The sequence below is a fragment of the Cellulosimicrobium sp. NPDC057862 genome (assembly GCF_042797035.1).
GTDB lineage: Bacteria > Actinomycetota > Actinomycetes > Actinomycetales > Cellulomonadaceae > Cellulosimicrobium.
This window is the reverse complement of sequence record NZ_JBHVMH010000027.1, coordinates 22583-39229: the sequence shown is the minus strand read 5'-3', so window position 1 is coordinate 39229 and position 16647 is coordinate 22583. Positions and strand designations below refer to the sequence as shown.

29 protein-coding genes are annotated in these 16647 nt (G+C 69.1%); all 29 read right to left on the bottom strand.

Annotation, left to right across the window (positions count from 1 at the left end):
- Nucleotides 1-245: 245 nt before the first annotated feature.
- Nucleotides 246-809 carry a 50S ribosomal protein L17 gene (rplQ, locus tag ACFVN3_RS19880; protein ID WP_378234693.1) on the bottom strand — a complete coding sequence of 188 codons (564 nt, stop codon included), beginning with the start codon at nucleotides 807-809 and terminating at the stop codon, nucleotides 246-248.
- A gap of 74 nt (nucleotides 810-883) precedes the next feature.
- Entirely contained in the window at nucleotides 884-1903 is a 1020-nt protein-coding gene (locus ACFVN3_RS19875; RefSeq protein ID WP_021479760.1) for a DNA-directed RNA polymerase subunit alpha, read from the bottom strand.
- 217 nt (nucleotides 1904-2120) lie between these two features.
- Nucleotides 2121-2525 (bottom strand): 30S ribosomal protein S11, encoded by a 405-nt coding sequence (rpsK, locus tag ACFVN3_RS19870; RefSeq protein ID WP_021479759.1) that lies wholly within the window; start codon nucleotides 2523-2525, stop codon nucleotides 2121-2123.
- A 113-nt stretch (nucleotides 2526-2638) separates the two neighbouring features.
- Nucleotides 2639-3013: a 30S ribosomal protein S13 gene (gene rpsM, locus ACFVN3_RS19865; protein ID WP_021479758.1), complete on the bottom strand. Its 375-nt coding sequence runs from the start codon at nucleotides 3011-3013 to the stop codon at nucleotides 2639-2641.
- Nucleotides 3014-3250: 237 nt separating this feature from the next.
- Nucleotides 3251-3364: a 50S ribosomal protein L36 gene (gene rpmJ / locus ACFVN3_RS19860; protein WP_003956441.1), complete on the bottom strand. Its 114-nt coding sequence runs from the start codon at nucleotides 3362-3364 to the stop codon at nucleotides 3251-3253.
- Nucleotides 3365-3459: 95 nt separating this feature from the next.
- Nucleotides 3460-3681, bottom strand: a complete 222-nt coding sequence (infA, locus tag ACFVN3_RS19855; RefSeq protein ID WP_012867920.1) for a translation initiation factor IF-1 — start codon at nucleotides 3679-3681, stop codon at nucleotides 3460-3462.
- Nucleotides 3682-3957: 276 nt separating this feature from the next.
- On the bottom strand, nucleotides 3958-4794 hold the full coding sequence (gene map / locus ACFVN3_RS19850; RefSeq protein ID WP_378234692.1) for a type I methionyl aminopeptidase: 837 nt from the start codon (nucleotides 4792-4794) through the stop codon (nucleotides 3958-3960).
- 40 nt (nucleotides 4795-4834) lie between these two features.
- The gene (locus ACFVN3_RS19845) at nucleotides 4835-5446 is read right to left on the bottom strand and encodes an adenylate kinase (protein ID WP_378234691.1); all 612 of its coding nucleotides are present in this window, start codon (nucleotides 5444-5446) and stop codon (nucleotides 4835-4837) included.
- Nucleotides 5443-6741, bottom strand: coding sequence for a preprotein translocase subunit SecY (gene secY, locus ACFVN3_RS19840; RefSeq protein WP_378234690.1), 1299 nt, complete (start codon nucleotides 6739-6741; stop codon nucleotides 5443-5445). The genes ACFVN3_RS19845 and secY overlap by 4 nt, the downstream gene beginning before the upstream one ends.
- Nucleotides 6742-7046: 305 nt before the next feature.
- Nucleotides 7047-7613 (bottom strand): 50S ribosomal protein L15, encoded by a 567-nt coding sequence (gene rplO / locus ACFVN3_RS19835; protein ID WP_082379566.1) that lies wholly within the window; start codon nucleotides 7611-7613, stop codon nucleotides 7047-7049.
- A 2-nt stretch (nucleotides 7614-7615) separates the two neighbouring features.
- Entirely contained in the window at nucleotides 7616-7798 is a 183-nt protein-coding gene (rpmD, locus tag ACFVN3_RS19830; RefSeq protein ID WP_021480439.1) for a 50S ribosomal protein L30, read from the bottom strand.
- On the bottom strand, nucleotides 7798-8454 hold the full coding sequence (rpsE, locus tag ACFVN3_RS19825; protein WP_021480438.1) for a 30S ribosomal protein S5: 657 nt from the start codon (nucleotides 8452-8454) through the stop codon (nucleotides 7798-7800). Before rpsE ends, rpmD begins: the two co-directional genes overlap by 1 nt.
- 40 nt (nucleotides 8455-8494) lie before the next feature.
- The gene (gene rplR / locus ACFVN3_RS19820; RefSeq protein ID WP_047233819.1) at nucleotides 8495-8866 is read right to left on the bottom strand and encodes a 50S ribosomal protein L18; all 372 of its coding nucleotides are present in this window, start codon (nucleotides 8864-8866) and stop codon (nucleotides 8495-8497) included.
- A gap of 2 nt (nucleotides 8867-8868) precedes the next feature.
- Nucleotides 8869-9405 (bottom strand): 50S ribosomal protein L6, encoded by a 537-nt coding sequence (rplF, locus tag ACFVN3_RS19815; protein WP_141388480.1) that lies wholly within the window; start codon nucleotides 9403-9405, stop codon nucleotides 8869-8871.
- Nucleotides 9406-9423: 18 nt separating this feature from the next.
- Nucleotides 9424-9822, bottom strand: a complete 399-nt coding sequence (gene rpsH / locus ACFVN3_RS19810; RefSeq protein ID WP_021480435.1) for a 30S ribosomal protein S8 — start codon at nucleotides 9820-9822, stop codon at nucleotides 9424-9426.
- A gap of 82 nt (nucleotides 9823-9904) precedes the next feature.
- Complete coding sequence (locus ACFVN3_RS19805) at nucleotides 9905-10090, bottom strand: type Z 30S ribosomal protein S14 (RefSeq protein ID WP_377225104.1); 186 nt, start codon at nucleotides 10088-10090, stop codon at nucleotides 9905-9907.
- A gap of 1 nt (nucleotide 10091) precedes the next feature.
- Nucleotides 10092-10661, bottom strand: a complete 570-nt coding sequence (gene rplE / locus ACFVN3_RS19800) for a 50S ribosomal protein L5 (RefSeq protein WP_047233817.1) — start codon at nucleotides 10659-10661, stop codon at nucleotides 10092-10094.
- Nucleotides 10661-11002, bottom strand: a complete 342-nt coding sequence (gene rplX, locus ACFVN3_RS19795) for a 50S ribosomal protein L24 (protein ID WP_021480432.1) — start codon at nucleotides 11000-11002, stop codon at nucleotides 10661-10663. The genes rplE and rplX overlap by 1 nt, the downstream gene beginning before the upstream one ends.
- A gap of 2 nt (nucleotides 11003-11004) precedes the next feature.
- Complete coding sequence (rplN, locus tag ACFVN3_RS19790) at nucleotides 11005-11373, bottom strand: 50S ribosomal protein L14 (RefSeq protein WP_021480431.1); 369 nt, start codon at nucleotides 11371-11373, stop codon at nucleotides 11005-11007.
- Nucleotides 11374-11578: 205 nt separating this feature from the next.
- Nucleotides 11579-11869, bottom strand: coding sequence for a 30S ribosomal protein S17 (gene rpsQ, locus ACFVN3_RS19785; protein ID WP_047233816.1), 291 nt, complete (start codon nucleotides 11867-11869; stop codon nucleotides 11579-11581).
- An 11-nt stretch (nucleotides 11870-11880) separates the two neighbouring features.
- Complete coding sequence (gene rpmC, locus ACFVN3_RS19780; protein WP_021480429.1) at nucleotides 11881-12117, bottom strand: 50S ribosomal protein L29; 237 nt, start codon at nucleotides 12115-12117, stop codon at nucleotides 11881-11883.
- Entirely contained in the window at nucleotides 12117-12536 is a 420-nt protein-coding gene (gene rplP / locus ACFVN3_RS19775; RefSeq protein WP_047233815.1) for a 50S ribosomal protein L16, read from the bottom strand. The genes rpmC and rplP overlap by 1 nt, the downstream gene beginning before the upstream one ends.
- Before the next feature lie 3 nt (nucleotides 12537-12539).
- A complete protein-coding gene (rpsC, locus tag ACFVN3_RS19770) occupies nucleotides 12540-13385 on the bottom strand; it encodes a 30S ribosomal protein S3 (protein WP_375822265.1) in 846 nt (281 codons plus the stop codon).
- Nucleotides 13385-13756 (bottom strand): 50S ribosomal protein L22, encoded by a 372-nt coding sequence (rplV, locus tag ACFVN3_RS19765; RefSeq protein ID WP_021479879.1) that lies wholly within the window; start codon nucleotides 13754-13756, stop codon nucleotides 13385-13387. Before rplV ends, rpsC begins: the two co-directional genes overlap by 1 nt.
- A gap of 58 nt (nucleotides 13757-13814) precedes the next feature.
- Nucleotides 13815-14096: a 30S ribosomal protein S19 gene (rpsS, locus tag ACFVN3_RS19760; protein WP_047233813.1), complete on the bottom strand. Its 282-nt coding sequence runs from the start codon at nucleotides 14094-14096 to the stop codon at nucleotides 13815-13817.
- Nucleotides 14097-14111: 15 nt separating this feature from the next.
- Entirely contained in the window at nucleotides 14112-14948 is an 837-nt protein-coding gene (rplB, locus tag ACFVN3_RS19755; RefSeq protein WP_047233812.1) for a 50S ribosomal protein L2, read from the bottom strand.
- A 31-nt stretch (nucleotides 14949-14979) separates the two neighbouring features.
- Complete coding sequence (gene rplW, locus ACFVN3_RS19750) at nucleotides 14980-15270, bottom strand: 50S ribosomal protein L23 (protein WP_021479876.1); 291 nt, start codon at nucleotides 15268-15270, stop codon at nucleotides 14980-14982.
- A complete protein-coding gene (rplD, locus tag ACFVN3_RS19745) occupies nucleotides 15267-15971 on the bottom strand; it encodes a 50S ribosomal protein L4 (RefSeq protein ID WP_378234689.1) in 705 nt (234 codons plus the stop codon). The genes rplW and rplD overlap by 4 nt, the downstream gene beginning before the upstream one ends.
- A 5-nt stretch (nucleotides 15972-15976) precedes the next feature.
- A complete protein-coding gene (gene rplC / locus ACFVN3_RS19740) occupies nucleotides 15977-16639 on the bottom strand; it encodes a 50S ribosomal protein L3 (protein WP_047233811.1) in 663 nt (220 codons plus the stop codon).
- Between the last annotated feature and the right edge of the window lie 8 nt (nucleotides 16640-16647).

Genomic DNA, 16647 nt, shown 5'->3' with positions numbered 1-16647 from the left:
TTTGTTTGCGACCCCCCCCCGTTCCCGCCTTTGGCCCCCCCCGCTCGCTATAGCAACTTTTATGTCCTTTCTCGCCCTTTTTTTGGGTCGATCTCGGCCGTACGGGTCGATCTCGCGCGGCCACCCTCGCGGCCAGCCGCAAGCCGACCCCGTCGGGGCACAGAAAGCCGCAGGGCCCGGGACCGTACGGTCCCGGGCCCTGCGGCGTGGGGTCGCGGAGGACCCCGAGAGTCGATCGAGGAGGCTCAGGCCTCCTTCTTCTCCTCGGCGGCGTCCTCGACGGGCGCGTCCTGGACGTCCTCGGCGGGAGCGTCCTCGACGGGGGCGGGAGCGTCCTCGACGGGCGCGTCCTCGACCGCGTCGGCCTTCTTGGCCGGCTTGTCAGCCTTCTTCTTGCTCGCCTTCTCCGCGGCCTTCTCCGCCTCGCGGACGACGGCCTGCTTGGGGCTGACGGGCTCGGTCACGAGCTCGATCACCGCGAGGGGCGCGTTGTCGCCCTTGCGCGTGCCGACCTTCGTGATGCGGGTGTAGCCGCCCTCACGCTCCGCCATCTGCGGGGCGATCTCGGTGAACAGCGTGTGCACGACGGACTTGTCGCGCACGACGCGCAGGACGCGACGACGCGCGTGCAGGTCACCGCGCTTCGCGAACGTGATGAGGCGCTCGGCCACCGGGCGCAGACGCTTCGCCTTGGTCTCGGTGGTCGTGATGCGGCCGTGCTCGAAGAGCTGGGTGGACAGGTTCGCGAGCATCAGACGCTCGTGAGCCGGTCCGCTGCCGAGCCGGGGGCCCTTGGCGGGGGTAGGCATGGGATGTGCTCCTTGGGAAGTGTTCGCGCCGCAGGTCCGGACCCGGACGCGCTGAGGTGTCTAGAGCCGCAGGCTCAGTACTGCTGCTCGGTGTCCGAGAACGTCGCCTCGTCGTCGTCGCCGTCGTAGTACGCGGCGGCCGACGGGTCGAAGTCGAGCGGCGAGTCCTTGAGGGACAGGCCGAGCTCGGCGAGCTTCTCCTTCACCTCGTTGATGGACTTCGCACCGAAGTTGCGGATGTCCAGCAGGTCCGCCTCGCTGCGTGCGACGAGCTCGCCCACCTGGTGGATGCCCTCGCGCTTGAGGCAGTTGTACGAGCGGATCGTGAGGTTGAGCTCCTCGATCGGCAGCGCCAGGTCCGCGGCGAGTGCCGCGTCCGTCGGCGACGGGCCGATCTCGATGCCCTCGGCCTCGACGTTGAGCTCACGAGCCAGGCCGAAGAGCTCCACCAGCGTCTTGCCCGCCGACGCGAGCGCGTCGCGCGGCGAGATCGCCGGCTTCGTCTCGACGTCCACGACCAGCTTGTCGAAGTCCGTGCGCTGCTCGACACGCGTCGCCTCGACCTTGTAGGTCACCTTGAGGACCGGCGAGTAGATCGAGTCGACCGGGATGCGCCCGATCTCGGCGTCGAACGACTTGTTCTGCGAGGCCGAGACGTACCCACGGCCGCGCTCGACGGTGAGCTCGATCTCGAGCTTGCCCTTGTCGTTGAGCGTGGCGATGTGCAGCTCGGGGTTGTGGACCTCCACACCCGCGGGCGGGACGATGTCCGCCGCGGTGACCGCACCAGCACCCTGCTTGCGCAGGTACATCACGACGGGCTCGTCGTTCTCCGAGGAGACGACGAGGTTCTTGATGTTGAGGATGACCTCGGTGACGTCCTCCTTCACACCCGGCACGGTGGTGAACTCGTGGAGCACACCGTCGATGCGGATGGAGGTGACCGCCGCGCCCGGGATGGACGACAGCAGCGTGCGACGCAGCGAGTTGCCGAGCGTGTAGCCGAAGCCCGGCTCCAGCGGCTCGATGGAGAAGCGCGAACGGTTCTCCGAGATGACCTCTTCGGTCAAGGTGGGGCGCTGTGCGATCAGCACTGGTGGTTTCCTTTCGGCGAGCGTCCGCCATATGACGCTGCACGGTTCAAGGCGAGGTGCGTGCCTGCGGCACGCGGCCCCGGCCGGGACTCTGTCCACCCGGCCGGGAAGGGTGCGTCGGCCCCGTCAGGAGGCGGCTGCCCCGTGACGGGCGCCGTCGACGGGCTCGGCCGGTCGGTGACCGGGCGGCCCGTCGACGACACGCCGACGACGAGGGTCAGACGCGACGACGCTTGGGCGGGCGGCACCCGTTGTGCGCCTGCGGCGTGACGTCCTGGATCGAGCCGACCTCGAGGCCGGCCGACTGCAGCGAGCGGATCGCGGTCTCGCGACCCGAGCCCGGGCCCTTGACGAAGACGTCGACCTTCTTCATGCCGTGCTCCTGCGCCTTGCGGGCAGCAGCCTCGGCCGCGAGGCCGGCGGCGAAGGGGGTCGACTTGCGCGAGCCCTTGAAGCCGACGTCGCCGCCGGAGGCCCACGCGATCACGGCGCCCGACGGGTCCGTGATCGACACGATCGTGTTGTTGAACGTGCTCTTGATGTGCGCCTGGCCGGCGGGGACGTTCTTCTTGTCCTTGCGACGAGGCTTGCGCCCAGCGGCGGCGCGAGTCTTGGGAGGCATCTTTCGTTTCTCTCCTGGTCTGAGGTGGTCTGACCGCGGGGATCTCCGACCGGGACGACGTGGACCGTGCGGCCGACGTCAGCACCCGAGCGGGGCCCGCCCTGCGGACTGGCTCAGCGGGCCTTCTTCTTGCCGGCCACGGTGCGCTTGGGTCCCTTGCGCGTACGCGCGTTGGTCTTGGTGCGCTGGCCGCGCACGGGCAGGCCGCGGCGGTGACGCAGGCCCTGGTAGGTGCCGATCTCGACCTTGCGGCGGATGTCGGCGGCCACCTCACGACGGAGGTCACCCTCGAGCTTGTAGTTGCCCTCGAGGTAGTCGCGGAGCGCGACGAGCTCGGCGTCGCCGAGGTCCTTCACGCGCGCGTCCGGGCTGATGCCGGTCGCGGCCAGCGTCTGCTGGGCGCGGGTACGGCCGACGCCGTAGATGTAGGTGAGCGCGACCTCGAGCCGCTTGTCGCGGGGGAGGTCGACGCCGATGAGACGTGCCATGTGCCTTTCGGCTCCTCGTGCTTCGTCGGAGGTCTGTCGCACCGCCCTCCCACGGGGAGCTCCGTGGGCCCCGGCCTCCGAGCCGGGGGTTCCCCTGCCTGTGGCGTTCTCCTCCCGGACTCGCGTCCGGGGTGCCGAGCAGGTTCGTGGTGGTGCGCTGGTGGCCGGCCGTCGTCGTGACGGGTGGCCTGGTGACCGCGGTCCCGAGGGACCGTCACCCGTGGCGCAGGCGCGGGCTCAGCCCTGGCGCTGCTTGTGCCGCAGGTTGTCGCAGATCACCATGACGCGACCGTGCCGGCGGATCACCTTGCACTTGTCGCAGATCTTCTTGACGCTGGGCTTGACCTTCATCTTCGTTCCCTCAGTGGTGCCCCGCTCCGGGCGCGACCGACGAGCGGTCCCGGGATCCGGGTGGCGAGGCGGGTGAGTGGGTGGACGCGTGGCGACTACTTGTAGCGGTAGACGATCCGGCCGCGGGACAGGTCGTACGGGCTCAGCTCGACCACGACCCGGTCCTCGGGGAGGATCCGGATGTAGTGCTGGCGCATCTTGCCCGAGATGTGCGCGAGAACCTTGTGACCGTTGGCCAGCTCCACGCGGAACATCGCGTTCGGCAGGGCCTCGACCACGCTGCCCTCGATCTCGATGACACCGTCCTTCTTTGCCATGTCCTCCGCTAACTCTCGTCTGAACTGCTGGTACTCCCGCGCACGCCCGACCCGCGGGTCGTCCGTTCGTGGGAGGTGCGTGGAGCCGCGTGCGGGGGTCGGTCGCCCGGGTCCCGAGGGACGGGGGCCGGTTGAACGACGTGCACGGACTACACCCGACGGACCATCCTACGGCATCCGGCAAGAGTCGCGAAACCGGGGCGTGCGCCGGGAACCGTGCGACGTGTCACTCCCCTGCCGGACCCGGCAGACCGGGGCGTCGGGCGAACCGAGAGCTCAGGCAGCGAGCGGTGCGACACGGACGCCGAGCTCCGCGAGCTCGGCCGCACCGCCGTCGGGTGCGGTGAGGACCCAGATCCCCTCGTCGAGGATCGCGACGCTGTGCTCCCAGTGCGCGGCACGAGCGCCGTCGTCGGTCACGACCGTCCAGTCGTCCTCGCAGACCTCGGTGAACCGGTCGCCGAGCGTGAGCATCGGCTCGATCGCGAGGCACATGCCCGGGCGCAGCCGCGGGCCTTTCTCGCGCGTGCGGTAGTTCGGGACGTCGGGCGGCTGGTGCATCGCGGAGCCGATCCCGTGGCCCACGTACTCCTCGACGATCCCGTAGGAGACGCCGTCGGTCTCTCCCGAGAGCCGGACCGAGTCCTCGATGGCCGCGCCCACGTCGCCGAGCCGCTCGCTCGTCGCGAGCGCGGCGATGCCCGCCCACATCGCACGCCGCGTGGCCTCCACGAGGGCCTGGTCCTGCGGCTCGCCCTCGCCGAGGACGAACGAGACGGCCGAGTCGCCGTGCCAGCCGTCGACGATCGCCCCGCAGTCGACGGAGACGATGTCGCCCGGGCGCAGCTCGCGGGGACCGGGGATGCCGTGCACGACCTCGTCGTTCACCGACACGCACAGCGACGCCGGGTAGCCCTCGTAGCCGAGGAACGACGGCGTCGCGCCGGCGTCCGCGATCACCGCCGCGGCGAGCGCGTCCAGGTCCGCCGTCGTCATGCCCGGGCGGACCGTCTCACGGACCGTCTCGAGCGCCCGTGCGACCACGAGGCCCGCGCTGCGCATGGACCGGACCTGGTCGTGCGTCTTGTACTCGATGCGCTCGCGACCGAACACCCTGCTGCTCCCCAGAACCTGACGGACGAACTACCGGCGCTCAGCCGACGAGCGCGGTCAGCGCCGAGACGATGCGTCCGGTGATCTCGTCGACGTCGCCGATCCCGTCGACGCGCACGAGCAGCCCGCGCTCGTCGTAGGCGGACGTGAGCGGCGCCGTCTGCTCGGCGTAGATGTCGAGGCGGCGCGCGATGGCCTCCTCCGTGTCGTCCTCGCGACCCTCGATCTCCGCGCGCTTCGCCAGGCGGGCGAGGAGCTCGTCGCGGTCGGCCGTGAGCTCCACGACGCCGTCCAGGGCGACGCCCAGGTCCGTGAGGATCGTGTCGAGCTCGACGACCTGGGCCGCGTTGCGCGGGTAGCCGTCGAGGATGAACCCCTGCACCGCGTCGTCCTGGGCGAGGCGGTCGCGCACCATCGCGTTCGTCACCGAGTCGGGGACCAGGTCACCCTTCGCGGTGTACTCCTGCGCGAGCCGGCCGAGCTCCGTGCCGCCCTTGATGTTCGCCCGGAAGATGTCTCCGGTCGAGATCGCGGGGATGGCGAGCTGCTCGGCGAGCCGGGCGGCCTGCGTCCCCTTGCCCGCGCCCTGCGGGCCCATGATGACGAGGCGCGCGGGACGCGAGGCGGACTGGCCGTCGGTGGCGTTGCTCAACGGAGGAACCCTTCGTAGTGGCGCTGCTGCAGCTGGGAGTTGATCTGCTTGACCGTCTCCAGGCCGACGCCGACGACGATGATGATCGAGGAGCCACCGAACGGGATGTTCGTGCTCACGCCGAGCCCGATGAGGACCAGCGTCGGCAGCAGGGCGACGAGCGCGAGGTAGATGGAGCCCGCGGAGGTGATGCGGGTGATGACGTAGTCGAGGTACTCGGCGGTCGGCCGACCGGCACGGATGCCGGGGATGAAGCCGCCGTACTTCTTCATGTTGTCCGCGACCTCGTCCGGGTTGAACGTGATCGACGTGTAGAAGAAGCAGAAGAACAGGATCATCAGCACGTACAGCACGATGTGCAGCGGCGCGGCCGGGTCGGCGAGGTTCGTGCTGACCCAGACGACCCAGTCGGCGCTCTGGTCGCCGAACTGCGCGATGAGGCCCGGGACCGCGAGCAGCGAGGCCGCGAAGATCACCGGGATGACGCCGGCCATGTTGATCTTGATCGGGATGTAGGTGCTCGAGCCGCCGTACATGCGGCGCCCGACCATGCGCTTGGCGTACTGGACCGGCACGCGGCGCTGGGACTGCTCGACGAACACGACCAGGCCGATGACGACCACGATGACCGCGATCATGATGATGAAGTTCGTCGCGCCGTTCGCGCCACCGGCGATCGACCACAGCGCGGTCGGGAAGCTCGCGGCGATCGACGTGAAGATGAGGAGCGACATGCCGTTGCCGACGCCACGCTCGGTGATGAGCTCGCCGAGCCACATGATGAGGCCCGTGCCCGCGGTCATGGTGATGACCATGAGCGCCATCGTGACGAAGCTGCCGTCGGGGATGACGTCCACGGAGCAGCCCTGGAAGAGCAGGCCGTTGCGCGCCGTCGTGATGACGGTCGTCGACTGGAGGATGGCGAGCGCGATCGTCAGGTAGCGCGTGTACTGCGTCAGCTTCCCCTGGCCCGACTGGCCCTCCTTGTGGAGCGCCTCGAAGCGAGGGATCACGACGCGCAGCAGCTGGACGATGATGCTCGCGGTGATGTACGGCATGATGCCGAGCGCGAAGATCGACAGCTGGAGCAGGGCTCCGCCGCTGAAGAGGTTGACGAGGCCGAGCAGGTCGTTGCCGTCGGCGGTCTCCGCGATGCACTGCTGCACGTTGGGGTAGTCCACACCCGGCGTGGGGATGAACGACCCCACCCGGAAGATCGCCATGATCGCGATCGTGAACAGCAGCTTGCGCCGCAGGTCGGGCGTCCGGAAAGCCCGGGCGAATGCGCTGAGCACCTATCCTCCTGGCCCGCCGAGGCGGGATGTCGTGTCGCCGGGAGGCCCGGCGAGGTGTGACGCACGGCACCGGCGCCAAGAGGCACCCTAGCCGTAGCGCCGCGTCGAACGGCAAGTCGGTCCCGACGACCGGACGGACCGGCCGCGGACCTGCGAGTGACGGCGGTCACCCCGGGGTGCGGGGAGACAACCGTCGGAGAGTCTAACCGTGGCGCGCTGCCGGACGGACCACGGGTCGTGCGGGAGGCCCTCAGACGCGGACAGGGCCGACGGCGCGAGCGCGCCACCGGCCCTGTCCGGGGGTGTCAGTCCTCCGAGACCGAACCGCCGGCCGCGAGGATCTTCTCGCGAGCGGCGCCCGAGAGGGCGTCGACCGCGACCTCGAGCTTGACGGTGATCTCACCCGTGCCGAGCACCTTGACGAGCTGGCCCTTGCGGACCGCGCCCTTCGCGACGAGGTCCTCGACGGTGACCTGGCCACCCTCGGGGTACAGCGCCGCGAGCTTGTCCAGGTTCACGACCTGGTACTCGGTGCGGAACGGGTTCTTGAAGCCGCGCAGCTTCGGGAGGCGCATGTGCAGAGGCATCTGCCCGCCCTCGAAGCGCTCGGGAACCTGGTAACGAGCCTTCGTACCCTTGGTACCGCGGCCCGCCGTCTTACCCTTCGACGCCTCACCACGACCCACGCGGGTCTTGGCCTTCTTGGCGCCGGGAGCCGGACGCAGGTGGTGGATCTTGAGCGTGCCGCCGGCACCCTCGGTCTGCTTGCCCGACTGCTTCGCAGCAGCCGCGGACTCCGCCTTCGCGGGGGCCTTCGCAGCAGCCTTCTTCTTCGGAGCCTCGGCGGTCTCCTTGGTGGCCTTCTCAGCCATGGTCACTCGACCTCCTCAACGGTGACGAGGTGCGCCACCGTCGCGACCATGCCGCGGATCTCCGGGCGGTCCTCCTTCACGGCGGTGTCGCCGATCCGCTTGAGGCCCAGAGTGCGCAGCGTGTCGCGCTGGTTCTGCTTGCCGCCGATGGCGGACTTCGTCTGGGTCACCTTGAGCCTGGCCATCAGGCGTTCACCCCCGCAGCACGGGCACGCAGGAGCGCGGCCGGGGCCACGTCCTCGAGCGGGAGACCACGGCGCGCGGCGACAGCCTCAGGCTGCTCCAGGTTGCGCAGGGCCTCGACGGTCGCGTGCACGATGTTGATCGCGTTGGACGAGCCGAGCGACTTGCTCAGCACGTCGTGGATGCCCGCGCATTCCAGCACGGCGCGCACCGGACCACCGGCGATCACACCGGTACCGGGAGCGGCCGGACGGAGGAACACGACGCCGGCGGCGGCCTCACCCTGGATGGGGTGCGGGATGGTGCCCTGGATGCGCGGGACCTTGAAGAAGTTCTTCTTGGCCTCCTCGACACCCTTGGCGATCGCCGCGGGCACCTCCTTCGCCTTGCCGTAGCCGACGCCGACGGTGCCGTCGCCGTCGCCCACCACGACCAGCGCGGTGAAGCTGAAGCGGCGGCCGCCCTTGACGACCTTGGAGACGCGGTTGATGGTGACGACGCGCTCGACGAAGGCGTTCTTCTCGGCTGCGTCGCCACGGCGACCGTCGCGACGGTCACCACGACGGTCGTCGCGGCGCCCCCCGCGCGCGTTCTGGTCGCTCGACTCGTTGGCGGCACCCGTGGGGGCGCCGGTGTTGCTGCGCTGCCCTGCAGCCATCAGAGAATCCTTTGCTTCCGTGTGGGGATGGTCGGCGTCGTCACAGGGACAGACCGCCCTCGCGGGCGCCGTCGGCGACCGCAGCGACCCGACCGTGGTACTTGTTGCCGCCACGGTCGAAGACGACCGCGTCGACGCCCTTGGCCTTCGCACGCTCGGCGACGAGCTCGCCGACCTTGCGGGCCTTGGCGCTCTTGTCGCCGTCGAGCGCACGCAGGTCCGCCTCGAGCGACGAGGCCGACGCAACCGTCTGACCGATCGTGTCGTCCACGACCTGGGCCGTGATGTGGCGCGTGGAGCGCGTCACCACGAGGCGCGGACGAGCGGCGGTCCCCTTGATCTTCTTGCGCAGGCGCAGGTGGCGGCGCTGACGCGCGACGGCCTTGCCCTTGCCGAGAACCTTCAGAGCCATCGTTACTTACCAGCCTTTCCGACCTTGCGGCGGACGACCTCGCCGGCGTAACGCACACCCTTGCCCTTGTACGGCTCGGGCTTGCGGATCTTGCGGATGTTCGCTGCGACCTCGCCGACCTGCTGCTTGTCGATGCCGGAGACCGAGAACTTCGTCGGGCTCTCGACCGCGAACGTGATGCCCGCGGGCGGCGTCACGACGACCGGGTGGCTGAAGCCGAGGGCGAACTCGAGGTCCGAGCCCTTGGCCGTCACGCGGTAACCGGTGCCGACGATCTCGAGCTTCTTCTCGTAGCCCTGCGTCACGCCCTGGACGATGTTCGCCAGGAGGGTGCGCGTGAGGCCGTGCAGCGCGCGGGACTCGCGCTCGTCGTCCGGGCGCGACACCACGAGGGTGGCGTCCTCCTGGGCGACCTGGATGGGGGCGGGCACGTTGTGCTCGAGCGAGCCCTTGGGGCCCTTCACGGTCACGAGCGCACCGCTGATGGTGACGTCCACTCCGGCGGGAACCGGAACGGGGATCTTGCCGATTCGAGACATGGCGTATCTCCTTTCCGATTACCAGACGTAGGCGAGGACTTCGCCGCCCACGCCCTTCGTGGCGGCCTGCTTGTCGGTGAGCAGGCCGGAGGACGTGGACAGGATCGCCACGCCCAGGCCGCCGAGAACCTTCGGCAGCTCGGTGGACTTGACGTACTTGCGCAGGCCCGGCTTGGACACGCGGCGCACGCCGGCGAGGCTGCGCTCACGGTTCGGGCCGAACTTCAGCTGGATGGTGAGGTTCTTGCCCACCGTCGCGTCCTCGACGCTCCAGCCGGAGATGTAGCCCTCAGCCTGGAGGATCTCGGCAATGTGCGACTTCAGCTTCGAGTACGGCATGGTCACCGTCTCGTGGTAAGCCGAGTTCGCGTTCCGCAGACGCGTCAGCATGTCTGCGATCGGGTCGGTCATCGTCATCGGGCTCTAGCCCTTCCTCGACGTGGTATCCGGGCGGAGGCGCGCCGTGCGGCGCGCTCCGCCAGGACCTACGACGTAGTTGTTACCAGCTGCTCTTGGTGACGCCGGGAAGCTCACCACGGTGGGCCATCTCGCGCACGCAGACGCGGCACAGGCCGAACTTGCGGTACACCGAGTGCGGACGACCGCACTTCTGGCACCGGGTGTAGGCGCGGACCGCGAACTTGGGCTTGGCGGCCGCCTTGTTGATCAGGGCCTTCTTCGCCATGTCAGTTCTCCTTGAAGGGGAAGCCGAGACGGCGCAGCAGGGAGCGGCCCTCGTCATCGGTCGTCGCCGTGGTCACGATCGTGATGTCCATACCGCGGACACGGTCGATCTTGTCCTGGTCGATCTCGTGGAACATCGACTGCTCCGTGAGGCCGAACGTGTAGTTGCCGTGCCCGTCGAACTGCTTGGGCGACAGGCCGCGGAAGTCGCGGATGCGCGGCAGGGCGATCGACAGGAGGCGGTCCAGGAACTCCCACATGCGGTCGCCGCGCAGCGTGACGTGCGCGCCGATCGGCATGCCCTCGCGCAGCTTGAACTGCGCGATGGACTTGCGGGCCTTGGTCACCTGCGGCTTCTGGCCGGTGATCGCGGACAGGTCGCGGATGGCGCCCTCGATGAGCTTCGAGTCCTTGGCGGCGTCACCGACACCCATGTTCACGACGATCTTCGTGACGCGGGCGACCTGGTTGACGTTCTCGTGCCCGAACTCCTCGCGCAGACCGGAGACGATCTCCTCGCGGTAGCGCTGCTTCAGACGGGGCACCTCGGGGGCGACGATCTCGGTGCTCATCAGATGTCCTTCCCGGAGCGCTTGGCGACACGCACGCGCACGGTGCGCTTGCGGCCGTCACGCTCGACCTCTTCGGTGCGGTACCCGACGCGGGTGCCCTTCTTGGTCTCCGGGTCGACGACCATCACGTTGCTGATGTGGATCGGGGCCTCGACGGTCTCGATCCCACCGGTCCGCGTGCCGCGCTGCGACTGGCCGACCTTGGTGTGCTTGGTGACGCGCTGGACGCCCTCGACGATGACGCGGTCACGGTCGGTGAGCACCTCGAGGACGCGGCCCTGCTTGCCCTTGTCCTTGCCGGCGATGACGACGACGAGGTCGCCCTTCTTGATCTTGGCCATGGTCAGAGCACCTCCGGAGCCAGCGAGATGATCTTCATGAACCGCTTGTCGCGCAGCTCGCGCCCGACCGGGCCGAAGATGCGCGTCCCGCGCGGCTCGCCGTCGTTCTTGAGGATCACGGCGGCGTTCTCGTCGAACTTGATGTAGGAACCGTCCGGACGACGGCGCTCCTTGGCGGTGCGGACGACGACGGCCTTGACCACGTCACCCTTCTTCACGTTGCCGCCCGGGATCGCGTCCTTGACGGTTGCGACGATGACGTCGCCGATTCCGGCGTAGCGACGGCCCGAGCCACCGAGAACGCGGATGCAAAGGATCTCCTTGGCACCCGTGTTGTCGGCGACACGAAGTCGCGACTCCTGCTGGATCATGTAATGAACTCCTGTCGTCGAGCCGGTTCTCGCACGAGGCGAGCCTTGCCGAACGGATAGCTGTCAGTGCCGGGTCCCTCGCGGGTGAACCGGCCAGGACCGGGCGGTGGACCCGCCCGACCTGTCCTCACTGGTTGCCGCACCGCGGTGCGGCACGAGAGCGGTCGTGACGAGCGGGCCGGGCCCGCCCGTCACGACCGGTGGATCACTTGGCCTTCTCGAGGATCTCCGCGAGGCGCCACCGCTTGGTCGCGGACAGCGGGCGGGTCTCCATGATGAGCACCAGGTCGCCCACGCCGGCAGAGTTCTGCTCGTCGTGCGCCTTGACCTTGCTCGTGCGGCGGATGACCTTGCCGTAGAGCGGGTGCTTGACCCGGTCCTCGACCTCGACCACCACGGTCTTGTCCATCTTGTCGCTCACGACGTAGCCGCGGCGCGTCTTGCGGTTCGCGCGCTCCTCGGCCGCCTCGGGCGCGTTCGTTGCGTTCTCGCTCATTCCAGCCTCACTCACTCGGCACTCGGCGCGGTACGGATGCCGAGCTCGCGCTCACGCAGGATCGTGTAGATCCGCGCGATGTCGCGGCGGACGGCCTTGAGGCGCCCGTGGCTCTCCAGCTGGCCGGTGGCCGACTGGAAGCGGAGGTTGAAGAGCTCCTCCTTGACCTTCTTGAGCTCGGCGACGAGCGTCTCGTCGTCCATGGCGTCGAGGTCGACGGGGGCGAGCCCCTTCGTTCCGATTGCCATCAGTTGCCACCACCCTCGCGCACCACGAAACGGCACTTCATCGGGAGCTTGTGGATCGCGCGGCGCATCGCCTCGCGAGCCAGGTCCTCCGGGACACCGGCCAGCTCGAAGACGATCCGGCCGGGCTTGACATTGGCGACCCACCACTCGGGCGAACCCTTACCGGAACCCATGCGGGTCTCGGCAGGCTTCTTGGTCAGGGGACGGTCCGGGTAGATGTTGATCCAGACCTTGCCGCCACGCTTGATGTGGCGGGTCATCGCGATACGAGCAGCCTCGATCTGGCGGTTCGTCACGTACGCAGGCTCGAGAGCCTGGATGCCGTACTCGCCGAACGCGATCTGCGTGCCACCCTTCGCCGCGCCGGAGCGCGACGGGTGGTGCTGCTTGCGGTGCTTGAGCCTGCGCGGGATCAGCATGACTCAGGCCTCCGTTCCGGTCTCAGGGGCCTTCGCCTCCGCGGCAGGAGCGGACTGCTCAGCCGCGGCCGGCGCCTCGGACCCGGAGGTCCGCTCGCCCGAACGCTCGGGACGACGGCCACCACCACGACGGTCGCCGCCACGCTCACCGCGCGGGCCGCCACGGCCCTGGCGCGGAGCGGCCGTGGCCTGCTGCGCGGCGAACTCCTTCTCGGTGACGTCGCCCTTGTAGATCCAGACCTTCACGCCGATGCGGCCGAAGGTCGTACGGGCCTCGAAGAAGCCGTAGTCGATGTACGCACGGAGCGTGTGCAGCGGCACACGACCCTCGCGGTAGAACTCCGACCGGCTCATCTCCGCGCCGCCGAGGCGGCCGGAGACCTGCACGCGGATGCCCTTGGCACCGGCACGCTGGGCCGACTGGATGCCCTTGCGCATCGCACGACGGAACGAGACGCGGCTCGCGAGCTGCTCGGCGATGCCCTGAGCGACGAGCTGCGCGTCCGTCTCGGCGTTCTTCACCTCGAGGATGTTGAGCTGCACCTGCTTGCCGGTGAGCTTCTCCAGCTCGCCGCGGATGCGGTCCGCCTCGGCGCCACGGCGACCGATGACGATGCCGGGGCGCGCCGTGTGGATGTCCACGCGGACGCGGTCACGGGTGCGCTCGATCTCGACCTTGGAGATACCTGCGCGCTCGAGGCCGGTGCTCATGAGCTTGCGGATCTGGACGTCCTCGCGGACGTAGTCGCGGTACCGCTGTCCGGGCTTGGTGCTGTCGGCGAACCAGCGCGACCGGTGGTCGGTGGTGATGCCGAGGCGGTACCCGTGCGGGTGAACCTTCTGTCCCACTATCGGGCACTTCCCTTCGTGTTCTCACGCGGAGCGACGACCACGGTGATGTGGCTGGTGCGCTTGAGGATGCGGTTCGCACGGCCCTGGGCCCGCGGGCGGAAACGCTTGAGGGTCGGGCCCTCGTCGACGAACGCCTCACGCACGACGAGCTCCTGCTCCTCGAACGCCTCGCTCGCACGGTCTGCCTTCACCCGGGCGTTGGCGATCGCGCTCTCCACGACCTTGCGGACGGGCTCGCTCGCCGCCTGCGGTGCGAACTTCAGCACCGCGACGGCCTCGGAGGCCTGCTTGCCACGGATGAGGTCCACGACGCGCCGGGCCTTCTGGGGCGTGACACGGACGAACCGCGCCTGCGCCTTGGCTTCCATTGCTGTCCTGCCTTCTTGTCTCTTGACCGTCCAGGTCGTCACCAGACTGACCCGGGGGTCAGCGGCGACGACCCTTCTTGTCGTCCTTCACGTGGCCGCGGAAGGTCCGCGTGGGAGCGAACTCGCCGAGCTTGTGGCCGACCATCGACTCGGTGACGAACACCGGCGTGTGCTTGCGACCGTCGTGCACGGCGAACGTGTGACCGAGGAAGTCGGGCGTGATGACCGACCGACGGGACCATGTCTTGATGACGTTCTTGGTCCCCTTCTCGTTCTGAGCGTCCACCTTCTTCTGCAGGTGGCCGTCGACGAAGGGGCCCTTCTTCAGGCTACGAGGCATGTCTCCAGGCTCCTATCAGCGCTTCTTGCCGGTACGGCGACGACGCACGATCAGCTTGTCGCTCGGCTTGTTCGGACGGCGGGTACGACCCTCCGGCTGGCCCCACGGGCTCACCGGGTGACGACCACCGGACGTCTTGCCCTCACCACCACCGTGCGGGTGGTCGATCGGGTTCATGGCGACACCACGGACGGTCGGGCGCTTGCCCTTCCAGCGCATGCGGCCGGCCTTGCCCCAGTTGATGTTCGACTGCTCGGCGTTGCCCACCTCGCCGACCGTCGCGCGGCAGCGCAGGTCGACGTTGCGGATCTCGCCGGAGGGCATGCGCAGCTGCGCGTACGGCCCGTCCTTGGCGACGAGCTGCACGGACGCACCGGCCGAGCGGGCGATCTTCGCGCCGCCACCGGGCTTGAGCTCGATGGCGTGGATGACCGTACCGGTCGGGATGTTGCGCAGCGGCAGGTTGTTGCCGGGCTTGATGTCCGCGCCCGCACCGTTCTCGACGACGTCGCCCTGCTTGAGCTTGGCCGGCGCGATGATGTAGCGCTTCTCGCCGTCCGCGTAGTGCAGGAGCGCGATGCGCGCCGTGCGGTTGGGGTCGTACTCGATGTGCGCGACCTTGGCGGGCACGCCGTCCTTGTCGTGGCGACGGAAGTCGATCACGCGGTACGCACGCTTGTGGCCACCACCCTTGTGACGGGTGGTGATCCGGCCGGAGCTGTTGCGGCCGCCGCTCTTCGAGAGCGGGCGGACCAGAGACTTCTCCGGCTGCGAGCGCGTGATCTCGGCGAAGTCGGCGACGCTCGCGCCGCGGCGGCCGGGCGTCGTCGGCTTGTACTTACGGATTCCCATGGGGATCTGTCCTCAATCTGCTCTCGTCGGCTCAGCCGAAGATGTCGATCGTGCCCTCGCGGAGGGTGACGATCGCACGCTTGGTGTCCTTGCGCTTGCCCAGGCCGAAACGCGTGCGACGCGTCTTGCCCTTGCGGTTGATCGTGTTCACCGAGGCGACCTTGACCGAGAAGATCTGCTCGACGGCGATCTTGATCTCGGTCTTGTTGGCCCGCGGGTCGACGACGAACGTGTACTTGCCCTCGTCGAGCAGGCCGTAGCTCTTCTCGGAGACGACCGGCGCGAGGATCACGTCACGGGGGTCCTTGGTCACGGTGGTCACTTCGCGGCCTCCTCGGCAGCAGTCTCGTCCGCCTCGGTGGAGGTGGCGACGGCCTTCGCGGAGCGACCCGTGGCCGGGCCCGTCAGGAACGCGTCGAGCGCGCCCTGCGTGAAGACGACGTCGTCGGAGACGAGCACGTCGTAGGTGTTGAGCTGGTCGGCCACCAGGAGGTGGACCTGCTCGACGTTCCGCAGCGACTTGATCGTCAGCTCGTCGCCACGCTCGGTGACGACGAGGACGTGCTTGCGCTCGGAGAGCTTGGCGAGCGTCGAGACGGCGGTCTTGGTCGACGGCAGGCCGTCGACGCCGAAGCCGGTCACGACGTGGACACGGCCGTTGCGGGCACGGTCCGAGAGGGCACCGCGGAGCGCGGCGGCCTTCATCTTCTTGGGCGTCCGCTGGTCGTACGAGCGCGGCGTCGGGCCGTGGACGATGCCACCGCCGGCGAACTGCGGCGCACGGGTCGAACCCTGGCGGGCGCGGCCGGTGCCCTTCTGCTTGTACGGCTTGCGACCACCACCGCGGACCTCGCCGCGGCTCTTGGTGTCGTGGGTGCCCTGGCGTGCGGCGGCACGCTGGGCGACGACGACCTGGTGGATCAGCGGGACGTTGAGCTCGACGTCGAACACCTCGGCGGGGAGCTCGGCGGTGCCGGCCTTCTTGCCCTTGGGGTCCAGCACGTCAACGGTCAGAGCGGACATGGTGTTCACGCTCCCTTCGCGGCGCTGCGCACGAGGACGACGCCGCCCTTGGGGCCGGGAACCGCGCCCTTGACGAGCAGCAGACCCTTCTCGGCGTCGACCGCGTGGACGGTCAGGTTCTGGGTGGTCTGGCGGGCGTTGCCCATGCGACCGGCCATGCGCAGGCCCTTGAACACGCGCGACGGGGTCGAGGCCCCACCGATCGAGCCCGGCTTGCGGTGGTTGCGGTGCGCACCGTGCGAGGCGCCCACGCCGGAGAAGCCGTGGCGCTTCATGACACCGGCGGTGCCCTTGCCCTTGGTCGTGCCCACGACGTCGACCACGGCGCCGGCCTCGAAGGCCTCCGCGGTGATCTCCTGGCCGAGCGAGTACTCGGCGGCGTCGGTGGTGCGGACCTCGGCGACGTGACGGCGCGGCGTGACGCCGGCCTTCTCGAAGTGGCCCTTGAGCGGCTTCGTCACCTTGCGCGGGTCGATCTGCCCGTAGGCGAGCTGCACGGCGGCGTACCCGTCGGCGTCGGCCGTGCGCACCTGCGTTACGACGTTCGTGCCGACGGCGACGACGGTCACGGGCACGAGGCGACCGGCCTCGTCCCAGAGCTGCGTCATCCCGAGCTTCGTGCCGAGCACCGCGGTGACCGGGCGCGCGTTCTGCTGGGGAATAGTCATGATGTCCT